The organism is Pseudomonas sp. AC239 (assembly GCF_979258545.1).
The window spans coordinates 1,931,449-1,945,255 of the sequence record NZ_OZ409864.1; the positions used below are offsets into that span (position 1 = coordinate 1,931,449).

The window sequence follows — 13,807 nt, forward strand, 5'->3', positions numbered from 1 at the left end:
CAAGGGACTAGACCATGCATTTCACCATTCAACGCGAAGCCCTGTTGAAACCCCTGCAACTGGTCGCAGGCGTCGTCGAGCGCCGACAGACCTTGCCGGTACTGTCCAACGTGCTGTTGGTCGTCGAAGGCCAGCAACTGTCGTTGACCGGTACCGACCTTGAGGTCGAGCTGGTCGGTCGCGTGCAACTTGAGGAGCCGGCTGAAACAGGTTCCATCACCGTGCCGGCGCGCAAGCTGATGGACATCTGCAAGAGCCTGCCCAACGATGCGCTGATCGACATCAAGGTCGACGAGCAGAAGCTGGTAGTGAAGGCCGGTCGTAGCCGCTTCACCCTGTCGACCCTGCCGGCCAACGATTTCCCGACCGTCGAAGAAGGCCCGGGCTCGCTGACCTGCAGCCTGGAGCAGAGCAAACTGCGTCGTCTGATCGAACGCACCAGCTTCGCCATGGCCCAGCAGGACGTGCGTTACTACCTCAACGGCATGCTGCTGGAAGTTTCCGCTGGTGTGATCCGCGCCGTGGCCACCGACGGTCACCGTCTGGCGATGTGCTCGATGCAGGCCGATATCGGTCAGCCGGATCGCCATCAGGTGATCGTGCCGCGCAAAGGTATCCTCGAACTGGCGCGTCTGCTCACTGAGCCGGATGGCAATGTCAGCATCGTCCTCGGTCAGCATCACATCCGCGCCACCACGGGCGAGTTCACCTTCACCTCGAAACTGGTTGACGGTAAATTCCCGGATTACGAACGCGTACTGCCCAAAGGTGGTGACAAGCTGGTACTCGGCGATCGTCAGGCGTTGCGTGAAGCGTTCAGTCGTACCGCGATTCTGTCCAACGAGAAATACCGCGGTATCCGTCTGCAACTGGCCAGCGGTCAGTTGAAGATCCAGGCCAACAACCCGGAGCAGGAAGAAGCGGAAGAAGAAGTGGGCGTTGAATACAACGGCGGCTCGCTGGAAATCGGCTTCAACGTCAGCTACCTGCTCGACGTGCTGGGCGTGATGACCACCGAGCAGGTTCGCCTGATCCTGTCCGACTCCAACAGCAGTGCGCTGGTGCAAGAGTCCGACAATGACGACTCGGCTTACGTTGTCATGCCGATGCGTCTGTAATCAGCTGATCCTGAATGTCGTTAAGTCGTGTTTCGGTCACCGCGGTGCGCAATCTGCACCCGGTGACCTTCTCCCCCTCCCCCCGCATCAACATTCTTTACGGCGCCAACGGCAGCGGCAAAACCAGTGTTCTGGAAGCCATTCATCTGCTGGGGCTCGCCCGTTCGTTTCGCAGCACGCGGCTTTTGCCGGTGATTCAGTACGAACAGCTCGCCTGTACCGTGTTCGGTCAGGTTGAACTGGCTGAAGGCGGCCACAGTGCCTTGGGAATTTCTCGCGACCGTCAGGGCGAGTTCCAGATTCGCATCGATGGCCAGAACGCCCGTAGCGCTGCCCAGTTGGCGGAGATCCTGCCATTGCAGTTGATCAACCCGGACAGCTTCCGTCTGCTGGAAGGCGCGCCGAAGATTCGCCGGCAGTTTCTCGACTGGGGTGTGTTCCACGTTGAACCGCGTTTCATGGCCACCTGGCAGCGTTTGCAGAAGGCGCTGCGCCAGAGAAACTCCTGGCTGCGGCATGGTACACTTGACGCCGTTTCGCAAGCGGTATGGGACAGGGAACTGTGCCAGGCCAGCGCTGAAATTGATGAATACCGCCGCGCTTACATCACAGCCTTGAAACCGGTCTTCGAACAGACCTTGAGCGAACTGGTTGAGCTTGAGGGTTTGACGCTCAGCTATTACCGAGGCTGGGACAAGGACCGCGAATTGAGCGCCGTACTCGCCGGTTCCGTGCAACGGGACCAGCAGATGGGGCACACCCAGGCCGGACCGCAACGCGCTGATTTGCGTCTTAGATTGGGCGCACACAATGCCGCAGACATCCTGTCCCGGGGTCAGCAGAAATTGGTGGTCTGTGCGCTACGGATTGCCCAAGGGCATCTGGTCAGCCAGGCCCGTCGCGGACAGTGTATTTATCTGGTGGATGACTTGCCGTCCGAGCTGGACGAGAGCCACCGTCGCGCGCTGTGCCGCTTGCTGGAAGACTTACGCTGCCAGGTGTTCATCACCTGTGTAGATCACGAATTACTGAGGGAAGGCTGGCAGACGGAAACGCCAGTCGCTTTGTTCCACGTGGAACAGGGCCGTATCACCCAGACCCACGACCATCGGGAGTGAAGGCATTGAGCGAAGAAAATACGTACGACTCAACGAGCATTAAAGTGCTGAAAGGCCTGGATGCCGTACGCAAACGTCCCGGTATGTACATTGGTGACACCGACGATGGCAGCGGTCTGCACCACATGGTGTTCGAGGTGGTCGACAACTCGATCGACGAAGCCCTCGCCGGCCATTGCGACGACATCAGCATCATCATCCACCCGGACGAATCCATCACCGTTAAAGACAACGGTCGTGGCATCCCGGTAGACGTGCATAAAGAGGAAGGTGTTTCCGCCGCCGAGGTCATCATGACCGTCCTCCACGCTGGCGGTAAGTTCGACGACAACTCCTACAAGGTATCCGGCGGTCTGCACGGTGTAGGTGTTTCGGTAGTGAACGCACTATCCGAAGAACTGGTCCTGACTGTTCGCCGCAGTGGCAAGATCTGGGAACAGACCTACGTCCACGGTGTGCCTCAGGCACCGATGGCCATCGTTGGCGACAGCGAAACCACCGGCACCCAGATCCACTTCAAGGCTTCCAGCGAAACCTTCAAGAACATTCACTTCAGCTGGGACATCCTCGCCAAGCGCATTCGTGAACTGTCCTTCCTCAACTCCGGTGTCGGCATCGTCCTCAAGGACGAGCGCAGCGGCAAGGAAGAGCTGTTCAAGTACGAAGGCGGCCTGCGTGCGTTCGTTGAATACCTGAACACCAACAAGACTGCGGTCAACCAGGTGTTTCACTTCAACATCCAGCGCGAAGACGGCATCGGCGTGGAAATCGCCCTGCAGTGGAACGACAGCTTCAACGAGAACCTGTTGTGCTTTACCAACAACATTCCGCAGCGCGACGGCGGCACCCACCTGGTGGGCTTCCGTTCGGCACTGACGCGCAACCTGAACAACTACATCGAGCAGGAAGGACTGGCGAAGAAGCACAAAGTCGCCACCACCGGTGACGATGCCCGTGAAGGCCTGACCGCCATCATCTCGGTGAAGGTGCCGGATCCCAAGTTCAGCTCGCAGACCAAAGACAAGCTGGTGTCTTCCGAAGTGAAAACCGCGGTTGAACAGGAGATGGGCAAGTACTTCTCCGACTTCCTGCTGGAGAACCCGAACGAAGCCAAGCTGGTGGTCGGCAAGATGATCGACGCCGCCCGTGCCCGTGAAGCTGCGCGCAAGGCCCGTGAGATGACCCGCCGCAAAGGCGCGCTGGACATCGCCGGCCTGCCGGGCAAACTCGCTGACTGCCAGGAAAAAGACCCGGCGCTGTCCGAACTGTACCTGGTGGAGGGTGACTCCGCGGGCGGCTCTGCCAAGCAAGGACGTAACCGCAAGACCCAGGCGATCCTGCCGTTGAAGGGCAAGATCCTCAACGTCGAGAAAGCCCGTTTCGACAAGATGATCTCGTCCCAGGAAGTGGGCACGCTGATCACCGCGCTGGGTTGCGGCATCGGTCGCGAAGAGTACAACATCGACAAGTTGCGCTATCACAACATCATCATCATGACCGATGCTGACGTCGACGGTTCGCACATCCGCACCCTGCTGCTGACCTTCTTCTTCCGTCAGCTGCCGGAGCTGATCGAGCGTGGCTACATCTACATTGCCCAGCCACCGCTGTACAAGGTCAAGAAAGGCAAGCAAGAGCAATACATCAAAGACGACGACGCCATGGAAGAGTACATGACGCAGTCGGCCCTGGAAGATGCAAGCCTGCACCTGAACGAAGAAGCCCCGGGCATTTCCGGTGAAGCGCTGGAACGTCTGGTCAACGACTTCCGCATGGTCATGAAGACGCTCAAGCGCCTGTCGCGCCTGTACCCACAGGAGCTGACCGAGCACTTCATCTATCTGCCGGCCGTCAGCCTCGAAACTCTGGGCGACCACGCAGCGATGCAAGAGTGGCTGGCCCAGTATGAAGTTCGCCTGCGCACCAACGAGAAGTCCGGCCTGGTCTACAAGGCCAGCCTGCGCGAAGACCGTGAACGTGGCGTCTGGCTGCCGGAGGTAGAACTGATCTCCCACGGCCTGTCGAACTACGTCACCTTCAACCGCGACTTCTTCGGCAGTAACGACTACAAAACCGTGGTCACCCTGGGCGCGCAACTGAGCACCCTGCTCGACGAAGGCGCGTACATCCAGCGTGGCGAGCGCAAGAAAGCCGTCACCGAGTTCAAGGAAGCCCTCGACTGGCTGATGGCCGAAAGCACCAAGCGCCACACCATCCAGCGCTACAAAGGTCTGGGCGAAATGAACCCTGATCAGCTGTGGGAAACCACCATGGACCCAAGCGTGCGACGCATGCTTAAGGTCACCATCGAAGACGCCATCGGCGCAGACCAGATCTTCAACACCCTGATGGGTGATGCGGTCGAACCTCGCCGGGACTTCATCGAGAGTAACGCGCTGGCGGTTTCGAACCTGGATTTCTGATCCAGGTTGTCGTCAACGAAAAAGGCCAACGCATCGCGTTGGCCTTTTTTATTTCGGGGTCTGTCCTTCCAAGCCAGTCCGGGCATTTTGCTTGGGATGGGCTACTCGACCGCAGTTGCGACACTTTCGAGACGATAGCCATACCCATAGATCGTCAGTAACTGCCAACCCCGATCTGCCGTCAGCCCGAGCTTGTTGCGCAATCGGTAGATATGCGTATCCAGCGGCCGCGAGGAAGTTGTTTCCTCGTTCGGCCAGAAGCGCTCGTACAGATAATCCCGCGACAATGGCCGCCCCAGGTTGCTGAACAGACACCGCGCCAGTCGGTATTCGCGCTCAGTCATGAGGATCGGTTTGCCTTCGCGGGTTACGGTCAATTCGGCGTCGTCGAAAGTCAGGTCGTGAAACGTTTGTACTTCACCTGCCGCACTGCGCGGTTGGCTATGCCGGCGCAATACCGCCGCTACCCTCGCCTTCAACTCGTTGGGGCGAAACGGCTTGCTGACATAATCATCGGCCCCGGCATTCAAGGCTTGAACGATATCGCTTTCGCCGTCGCGACTGGTCAGCATGATCGCGGCCGGTGGCGCGTCCATGTGTTCACGGGTCCAGCGCAGTAGTGCCAGACCCGTGAGGTCGGGAAGTTGCCAGTCGAGGATCAGCAGGTCGAACGTTTCCCGGCGTAACTGGCGCAACAAGTCTTCGCCACGCTCGAAGCTGTGCAGTGACCACGGCTGTTCCCCAACTTCGGCCATTTGCTCCAGGGTTTGCTCGACCCGGCGCAGTTCGGCGGGTTCGTCGTCCAGAATGGCAACGCGCATCGGCGGTGTTCCTTGTCGCTGGGGCTGGGATGTCGACAATAGCGACTCCCCGGCCGCGATGAAAGAAGCAGCCCGTCGGTAGTCGACGTCCGCTATGATTCTTCGGGTCTACGCCTCAGACCTGAGACCTATGAACACATCCCACATCGCTTTGCCGTTTGCGCCATGAATAAACCTCAACGCCGACTTGAAAGTCGGGAGCCGAGCCAGGTCCAGCGTCTGTTCCGGCGGTTGGTGCGCGAGTGGTTGTGGATAAGTCTAGTGCTGTTACCGCTGACTGGCCTGTTGTCTTATCGCGCTCAGGTCAATCTGCACAATCCGTCGCCGGCGCTTGGCGCGCTGCTGTCGGTGACGATGGTCGCGTGTGTGCTGGGATTGTTGCTGTGGCGACCGCGTTGGGCGCTGTGGGTAACCTTGATCGGCATGGCCGGTGCGCTGATCAGCAGTGCCCTGCTCGCCGAGATCCGCCACTGGTGGTCGCCGACATCTGCGGCGCTGGGCATGTTGTTTGGTTACCTGATCTGGAACTGGCGGCGCCTGAGTGTGGTGCTCACCTATTTCGGCTGGGAGCTGGCGCGTCTGGACAGTGAACCGAAAGTCTTCCCGGAACGACGCCGGACTCGTTTCACCGGAACGGATCAACTGCAAGGCCAGATCATGGCGCTCGAACAAGCCATGAGCCGCACCCGCGATACCCGGCGCTTCATTGCCGATGGCCTGGAATACCTGCCAGTGGCGACGCTGATCAGTGATCCGCAGGGCAAGATTCTGCTGGGCAATCGCAAAGCGCGTGAGCTGTTCGAAGATCCATTGGTAGGCGATGAAGTACTCGAGCAACTGGCTCGGCTCGGCTATCCGGATTTATCCACAGCACCGCGACCGGCGCTGGCCACGCTGGCGCTACTGGAGTTTCGCGATCACAAGGAGCGCAGCCTGCGCCTGGAAAGAGCGGCGTTGCTACCGGTCGATGGCGATACACCGATCGGTTGGCTGCTCAGCCTGACGGATTTGAGCGCCGAGCGCGCCGCCGAGGAGCAACGCGGCGTCCTCCTGCGCTTTCTTTCCCACGACCTGCGCGCGCCGCATTCGGCGATCCTCGCCCTGCTCGATGTGCATCGCCATCAAGCGGGCGCTGATGCACCGTTGTTCGAGCAAATTGAGCGTCAGGTGCGCCGCGCGCTGGATCTGACCGATGGTTTCGTCTTGTTGGCGCGAGCTGAGTCCGAGACCTACCAGTTTCGCCCGACGTTGTTCGCGATGCTGGTATTGGACGTGCTTGATCAGGCCCTGCCCATCGCACAGCAAAAACGCATCGAGCTACTCAACGAAGTTGATGAGGAATGCCAGGAGCGGCTGATTCTCGCCGATCAGGGATTGCTGACGCGCGCCCTGTTCAATCTCCTAGAAAACGCCATCAAGTACAGTCCGGCAAACAGCACCGTGCAACTGAAGGTCAGCTGTTGTGGGTCATGGCTGCGCTGCGAATTGACCGATCAGGGCAAAGGGATTGCTGCTGATGAATTGCCTGACCTGTTCAGCCAGTATCGGCGTTTCTCCTCAGCCCAAGGCATCGACGGCGTGGGCCTGGGTCTGTCGATGGTCAAAGCTGTGATTGATCATCATGGCGGTACGATCGAGTGTCACAGCGTGGTCGATGCGGGAACCACATTCCGCATCGAGTTGCCGCTGATTGCCGAATGAACAAGCACAAAAAAACCGGCTATAAGGACCGGTTTTTTTACATCGGAATAAAACTTATGCACGGATTTCGTTCAATTTGTCCATACAGAAATATCGTTAAAAAACAATAAGTTAGATAGCGATTGCGGACTTTTTAAACGAAAGCGTACACAGGTTATCCACAAAATTCAGACAGCCAGTTGATCACTGGCTGCCGGTGCCTGTGGCACCTGCGGCAGCGAACCCATTTCGCGCTGGGTTTTCTCGTTCCACGCCTGCACACGGTCATTCAGATCAGCGATGGCGCGCGGCCCGCTGCCTTCGGCATACATCGGTTCGCCGATGACCACGGTGATCACTCCGGACTGTTTGCCCCAGCCGATTTTCGGCCAGAATTTGCCGGCATTGTGTGCAATCGGCAGTACCGGAAGCGCTGCATTCACCGCCAAAGCGCTACCACTGCGGGAGAACTTGCCGACAGTGCCGTAAGGAACACGCGTACCTTCCGGAAAGATCAGCACCCAGACGTTGTCCTTGAGCAGTTCGTCGCCTTTGGCTGCGACTTGTTTGAGCGCGGCTTTCGGGTTGTCGCGGTCGATGGCGATCGGGCGCAGCATGGCCATGGCCCAGCCGAAGAACGGCACGTACAGCAATTCGCGCTTGAGCACCTGGCTCAATGGCGAGAAATAAGCGGAGAGAAAGAACGTCTCCCAAGTGCTCTGGTGGTTCGACTGAATCACGCAGGGCCGGTCTGGCACGTTTTCCGCGCCTTTGATTTCGTAGCGGATACCAAGGAACACCTTGGTCAGCCACAGGGCGCAACGGCACCAGTAGACATTGATGAAACGATAGCGCGCCTTGAATGACAGAAACGGCGCGATGAAAAAGCTCAGGCTGCACCACAGCAACGCTGTTGTACCCAGCAGCAGATAGAAAACAAAGATTCTGAAGGCCCGCAGTATCGACATGGCGACGGTTACCGTTACGGGGCAATGCCCGACTGTTCAAGCGCACTCCCGAGCAATCCCTGGCCAGGAAATTCAGAAGTACTCTAGTTGTGGATAAGTTCTGCGGCAATCGCCGCCAGATCGTCAAAAATCAGAGTGCCCACCGGCAGGGTTTTGCCCCGGGTCTTTTCGCCTTTCCCGGTCTTCACCAAAACTGGCTGTGAATCGACGGCTTTGGCGGCCTCCAGGTCACCAAGGCTGTCGCCAACGAACCAGACATTGGTCAACGGCACCGTGTAATGCTCGGCAATGGTTCTCAACATACCCGGTTTCGGTTTACGGCAATCGCAGCCTTCGTCCGGGCCATGCGGGCAATACACGATCAAGCCAACTTCGCCGCCCTGCTCCGCGACCAGCTCGCGCAGGCGCGCGTGCATGGCCTCGAGGGTGGCGATGTCGTAATAGCCGCGAGCAATGCCCGACTGGTTGGTGGCCACCGCCACCGTCCAGCCGGCCTTGCTCAACTGAGCGATCGCTTCGATCGAGCCGGGCAGCGGAATCCACTCCTCCACCGACTTGATGTAGGCATCGGAGTCGTAATTGATCACGCCGTCACGATCGAGAATCAGCAGTTTCAACAGCAATCCCTCAACCCAGCAGCGAAATGTCGGCAACACCCAGGAACAAGCCACGCAGACGCGCCAGCAGCGCGTAACGGTTGGCCCGCACGTTGGCATCGTCGGCATTGACCATCACCGCGTCGAAGAACGCGTCGACCGGCTCGCGCAGGGCGGCCAGGCGTGCCAGCGATTCGTTGTACTGACGCGCCGCGGCCATTGGCTGCACCGCTTGGTCCGCTTGCTGGATTGCCGAATACAGCGAGAACTCGTTGGCGTTGTCGAAATACTTGGCTTCGACCACGGTCGGTACCGAGCCTTCGACCTTGCTCAACAGGTTCGACACACGCTTGTTCACCGCTGCCAGCGCTGCCGCTTCCGGCAGTTTGCGGAAGGCCTGCACCGCTTGCACACGCTGGTCGAAGTCCAGCGCCGAGCCCGGCTTGAGGGCACGGACCGACAGGTAAGTAGCGACATCGACGCCTTCGTCTTCATAACGCGCCCGCAGGCGGTCGAAGATGAATTCCAGCACGGCTTCGTTGAGGCCGGCAGCCTTGACCTTGGCGCCGAATGCATTCACCGCGAAAGCCACGGCGTCGTTCAGGTCCAGGTCCAGTTGTTTCTCGATCAGGATACGCAGCACGCCCAGTGCCGCACGGCGCAGGGCATAAGGGTCTTTGCTGCCGGTTGGCAGCATGCCGATACCGAAGATGCCGACCAGGGTGTCGAGCTTGTCGGCGATGGCCACGGCTGCACCGGTCAGGGTCGCCGGCAATTCAGCCCCGGCACCGCGTGGCATGTACTGCTCGTTCAGTGCCAGCGCGACATCCTGTGGCTCGCCGTCATTGAGCGCGTAGTAGTAACCGGCGACACCTTGCATCTCCGGGAACTCGCCGACCATTTCGGTGGCCAGGTCGCACTTCGACAGCAGGCCCGCACGGGCAGCCCACGAGGCGTTGCCGCCGATGCGTGCGGCGATGTACGCGGCCAGTTTGGAAACGCGCTCGGCCTTGTCGTAGACGCTGCCGAGTTTTTCCTGGAAGACCACGTTCTGCAGGCGCAGGTTGAAGTCTTCGAGCTTCTGCTTCTTGTCCTGCTTGAAGAAGAACTCGGCGTCGGTCAGGCGTGGGCGAACCACTTTCTCGTTACCGGCGATGATCTGCTGCGGGTCTTTGCTTTCGATGTTGGCCACGGTAATGAAACGTGGCAGCAACTTGCCGTCGGCATCCAGCAGGCAGAAGTACTTCTGGTTGTCCTGCATGGTGGTGATCAGCGCTTCCTGCGGCACGTCGAGGAAGCGCTCTTCGAACGAACACACCAGCGGCACCGGCCATTCGACCAGTGCGGTCACTTCGTCGAGCAGCGCCGGCGGCACGATTGCGGTGCCTTCCTGACGGGTAGCCAGCTCTTCGGTGCGCTTGCTGATGATCTCGCGACGCTCGTTGGCATCGGCCAATACGTAAGCGGCGCGCAGGTCGGCGAGGTAGCTCGACGGCGAACCGATGCGTACGGCTTGCGGATGGTGGAAACGGTGACCACGGGATTCACGGCCAGCCTTCTGCGCGAGGATCGTGCAGTCGATGACCTGGTCACCGAGCAGCATCACCAGCCACTGGGTCGGACGCACGAATTCTTCCTTGCGCGCACCCCAACGCATGCGTTTCGGGATCGGCAGGTCGTTCAGCGAATCTTCGACGATAGTCGGCAGCAGGCTCGCGGTCGGCTTGCCGGCGATGTTCTGGCTGTAGCGCAGTTTCGGACCGCTCTGGTCGATTTCGCTCAGCTCGACGCCGCACTTCTTGGCGAAGCCCAGGGCGGCCTGAGTCGGATTGCCGTCAGCGTCGAACGCGGCCTGACGTGGCGGGCCATCGAGGTTGATGCTGCGATCCGGCTGCTGAGTGGCCAGCGCAGTGATCAGCACGGCCAGACGACGTGGCGCGGCATACACGGTTTTGCTTTCGTAGCTCAGGCCGGCGGCTTGCAGGCCCTTGTCGATACCGGCGAGGAACGCATCAGCCAAAGTGTTCAGGGCTTTGGGTGGCAGTTCTTCGGTGCCCAGTTCAACCAGAAAATCTTGCGCACTCATTGTGCAGCCTCCAGCTTGGCCAGTACTTCGTCACGCAGGTCCGGGGTCGCCATCGGGAAGCCCAGCTTGGCGCGTGCCAGCAGGTAGGCTTGCGCAACGGAACGCGCCAGGGTGCGCACGCGCAGAATGTATTGCTGACGCGCAGTGACCGAGATCGCCCGGCGCGCATCCAGCAGGTTGAAGGTGTGCGACGCCTTCAGCACCATTTCGTAGCTCGGCAACGGCAGCGGCTGATCGAGTTCGATCAGGCGCTTGGCTTCGCTTTCATAGAAGTCGAACAGCTCGAACAGTTTGTCGACGTTGGCGTGTTCGAAGTTGTAAGTGGACTGCTCCACTTCGTTCTGGTGGAACACATCGCCGTACGTGACTTTGCCGAACGGGCCGTCAGCCCAGACCAGGTCGTAGACCGAATCGACGCCTTGCAGGTACATCGCCAGACGCTCGAGACCATAGGTGATCTCGCCGGTCACCGGGTAGCACTCGATGCCGCCGGCCTGCTGGAAGTAGGTGAACTGGGTGACTTCCATACCGTTGAGCCAGACTTCCCAGCCCAGACCCCAGGCGCCGAGGGTCGGCGATTCCCAGTTGTCTTCGACGAAGCGGATGTCGTGCACCAGCGGGTCGAGGCCGACATGCTTGAGTGAGCCCAGGTACAGTTCCTGGAAATTGTCCGGGTTCGGCTTGAGCACGACCTGGAACTGGTAGTAGTGCTGCAGACGGTTCGGGTTTTCGCCGTAACGGCCGTCAGTCGGACGGCGGCTTGACTGCACGTACGCGGCGTTCCAGGTTTCCGGGCCGATGGCGCGCAGGAAGGTCGCGGTGTGGAAAGTGCCGGCGCCTACTTCCATATCGTAGGGCTGAAGTACCACACAACCTTGCTCGGCCCAGTATTGCTGGAGCGCGAGGATCAAGTCTTGGAAGGTACGCACGGCTGGCGTAGGCTGGCTCACGAAATTCACCTGTTTCTTGGGCTGCGATTTAAAGAGCGGGAGTATACCCGATTCGTTGCTGCGCACGCCCCCTGGAGCCTTATGCCACGCTGCTTTTGGTGTACCGAAGATCCGCTGTACATGGCTTATCACGATCAGGAGTGGGGCACGCCGCTGCGCGATGCGCAGGGTTTGTTCGAGTTGCTTTTGCTCGAAGGGTTCCAGGCCGGGCTGTCGTGGATCACGGTGTTGCGCAAACGTGAGCGCTATCGCGAGGTGTTGTTCGGCTTCGACGTGCAGCGCGTGGCGCAGATGAGCGACGCCGAAATCGACGAACTGATGCTCGACCCGGGCATCATCCGCAATCGCCTGAAACTCAACGCCGCGCGGCGCAATGCCCAGGCGTGGCTGGCGCTGGAGGATCCGGTGGCGTTGCTCTGGTCATTCGTGGGCGAGCAACCGATCATCAATCATTTCAAGGATCGCAGCGAAGTCCCGGCGATCACCCCGGAAGCGCTGGCGATGAGCAAGGCGCTGAAAAAGGCCGGCTTCACCTTCGTCGGTCCGACCATTTGCTACGCGCTGATGCAGGCCTCGGGCATGGTCATGGACCACACCCAGGATTGCGACCGCTACGCGCAGCTTGCCAACGCCGGTTAGAATGCCCGCCTTGCGCACAGCACAAAGATCAGGAGTGACCTGTGGAAAAGTTTAAAGGCGCCTTGCTGGTAGGCGCTCTGCGGCTGTTTGCCCTGCTGCCATGGCGAGCCGTGCAGGCCGTGGGTTCGGCGATCGGCTGGATCATGTGGAAAACCCCCAACCGTTCCCGCGACGTGGTGCGGATCAACCTCGCCAAGTGTTTTCCCCAGATGGATGCGGCCGAACGTGAGCGTCTGGTCGGGCAGAGTCTGAAAGACATCGGCAAGTCGCTGACCGAAAGCGCCTGCGCGTGGATCTGGCCGGCGCAGCGCTCGATCGATCTGGTTCGCGAAGTTGAAGGCCTCGATGTGCTCAAGGATGCGCTCGCTTCGGGTAAAGGCGTGGTCGGCATCACCAGCCACCTCGGCAACTGGGAGGTGCTCAACCACTTCTATTGCAGCCAGTGCAAACCGATCATTTTCTACCGTCCGCCGAAGCTCAAGGCAGTGGATGAATTGCTGCGCAAACAGCGCGTGCAGCTGGGCAACAAGGTCGCGGCGTCGACCAAGGAGGGCATTCTCAGCGTCATCAAGGAAGTGCGTAAGGGTGGTGCCGTGGGCATTCCCGCCGACCCGGAACCGGCCGAATCCGCCGGGATTTTCGTGCCGTTCTTCGCCACTCAGGCGCTGACCAGCAAATTCGTGCCGAACATGCTGGCCGGCGGCAAAGCGGTCGGTGTGTTCCTGCATGCCCTGCGCCTGCCTGACGGCTCGGGCTACAAAGTCATTCTCGAAGCCGCGCCAGAAGCCATGTACAGCACCGATACCGCCGAGTCCTGCGCAGCCATGAGCAAAGTGGTCGAGCGTTACGTCGCGGCGTATCCGAGCCAGTACATGTGGAGCATGAAACGCTTCAAGAAGCGTCCGCCGGGCGAGGCGCGCTGGTACTGAGCAACTTCGATGGGGTGACGGTTGATGCAGACGGGCTCGCCTTGCTCAATCGGTAGCTCAAGGCGCCTGCCGCTCGAGCTTTTTCATGAATACCGTCATCTCCTTCTCGGCCTGTTTGTCACCGTGGGCGCGGGCCGCTTCCAGGCCCTGTTCCCAAGCCTGGCGCGCAGCGGCGTGATCGCCTAGCGCCAGCTGCGCCTTGCCCAGCAGCTTCCACGCCGCCGAGTATTTCGGATCGAACGCGACACAACGCTGAAAATGCTCGGCAGCCTTGGCGTTTTCGCCCAAGTCCAGATAACCCTTGCCCAGACCGAAGCGCAGCAGGGCGTTATCCACACCCTTGGCGAGCATTTTTTCCAGGGATTCGAGCATTTTTTGCGACCTCGTTTGAGTAATCGTTCCCACGCTCCGCGTGGGAATGCAGCCCGGGACGCTCCGCGTCCCTTCAACAGCCGAACGCGGAGCGTCCGCTGAGGCGT

The 13,807-nt window shown here is 59.9% G+C and carries 12 protein-coding genes; 6 read left to right on the forward strand and 6 right to left on the reverse strand.

All coding sequences use genetic code 11. The features are described from left to right. The first annotated feature begins 14 nt into the window (after positions 1–14). From dnaN to gyrB, 3 genes are read left to right on the forward strand one after another with little or no spacing between them, the layout of a single operon-like run. Positions 15–1,118: a DNA polymerase III subunit beta gene (gene dnaN / locus ACZ0AZ_RS08975; protein ID WP_016772390.1), complete on the forward strand. Its 1,104-nt coding sequence runs from the start codon at positions 15–17 to the stop codon at positions 1,116–1,118. A 14-nt stretch (positions 1,119–1,132) separates the two neighbouring features. Continuing rightward, entirely contained in the window at positions 1,133–2,236 is a 1,104-nt protein-coding gene (gene recF / locus ACZ0AZ_RS08980) for a DNA replication/repair protein RecF (protein WP_016772389.1), read from the forward strand. A gap of 5 nt (positions 2,237–2,241) precedes the next feature. Then, entirely contained in the window at positions 2,242–4,659 is a 2,418-nt protein-coding gene (gene gyrB, locus ACZ0AZ_RS08985) for a DNA topoisomerase (ATP-hydrolyzing) subunit B (RefSeq protein WP_024014948.1), read from the forward strand. A gap of 101 nt (positions 4,660–4,760) precedes the next feature. Here gyrB and ACZ0AZ_RS08990 read toward each other — a convergent pair whose 3' ends face one another. Beyond that, positions 4,761–5,480, reverse strand: a complete 720-nt coding sequence (locus tag ACZ0AZ_RS08990) for a response regulator transcription factor (protein WP_415760978.1) — start codon at positions 5,478–5,480, stop codon at positions 4,761–4,763. Between the two features lie 165 nt (positions 5,481–5,645). Here ACZ0AZ_RS08990 and ACZ0AZ_RS08995 point away from each other — a divergent pair, with 165 nt between their 5' ends. Next, positions 5,646–7,181: a sensor histidine kinase gene (locus ACZ0AZ_RS08995; RefSeq protein ID WP_129998025.1), complete on the forward strand. Its 1,536-nt coding sequence runs from the start codon at positions 5,646–5,648 to the stop codon at positions 7,179–7,181. 167 nt (positions 7,182–7,348) lie between these two features. On the opposite strand, the gene ACZ0AZ_RS09000 is transcribed toward ACZ0AZ_RS08995, so the two are convergent. From ACZ0AZ_RS09000 to glyQ, 4 genes are all read right to left on the reverse strand, one after another. Further along, a complete protein-coding gene (locus ACZ0AZ_RS09000) occupies positions 7,349–8,128 on the reverse strand; it encodes a lysophospholipid acyltransferase family protein (RefSeq protein ID WP_129998026.1) in 780 nt (259 codons plus the stop codon). 83 nt (positions 8,129–8,211) lie between these two features. Then, entirely contained in the window at positions 8,212–8,751 is a 540-nt protein-coding gene (gene gmhB, locus ACZ0AZ_RS09005; RefSeq protein ID WP_165368387.1) for a D-glycero-beta-D-manno-heptose 1,7-bisphosphate 7-phosphatase, read from the reverse strand. Between the two features lie 4 nt (positions 8,752–8,755). Then, positions 8,756–10,810 carry a glycine--tRNA ligase subunit beta gene (glyS, locus tag ACZ0AZ_RS09010; RefSeq protein WP_463537237.1) on the reverse strand — a complete coding sequence of 685 codons (2,055 nt, stop codon included), beginning with the start codon at positions 10,808–10,810 and terminating at the stop codon, positions 8,756–8,758. Further along, positions 10,807–11,760, reverse strand: coding sequence for a glycine--tRNA ligase subunit alpha (glyQ, locus tag ACZ0AZ_RS09015; RefSeq protein WP_129998029.1), 954 nt, complete (start codon positions 11,758–11,760; stop codon positions 10,807–10,809). Before glyQ ends, glyS begins: the two co-directional genes overlap by 4 nt. A gap of 81 nt (positions 11,761–11,841) precedes the next feature. Here glyQ and ACZ0AZ_RS09020 point away from each other — a divergent pair, with 81 nt between their 5' ends. Beyond that, positions 11,842–12,399 carry a DNA-3-methyladenine glycosylase I gene (locus ACZ0AZ_RS09020; RefSeq protein WP_125916983.1) on the forward strand — a complete coding sequence of 186 codons (558 nt, stop codon included), beginning with the start codon at positions 11,842–11,844 and terminating at the stop codon, positions 12,397–12,399. Between the two features lie 41 nt (positions 12,400–12,440). Next, positions 12,441–13,328: a lysophospholipid acyltransferase gene (locus tag ACZ0AZ_RS09025; protein ID WP_024014955.1), complete on the forward strand. Its 888-nt coding sequence runs from the start codon at positions 12,441–12,443 to the stop codon at positions 13,326–13,328. Between the two features lie 57 nt (positions 13,329–13,385). Here the strand turns inward: ACZ0AZ_RS09025 and ACZ0AZ_RS09030 are convergent, their stop codons facing one another. Then, entirely contained in the window at positions 13,386–13,700 is a 315-nt protein-coding gene (locus ACZ0AZ_RS09030; protein ID WP_129998031.1) for a tetratricopeptide repeat protein, read from the reverse strand. Positions 13,701–13,807: the final 107 nt, after the last annotated feature.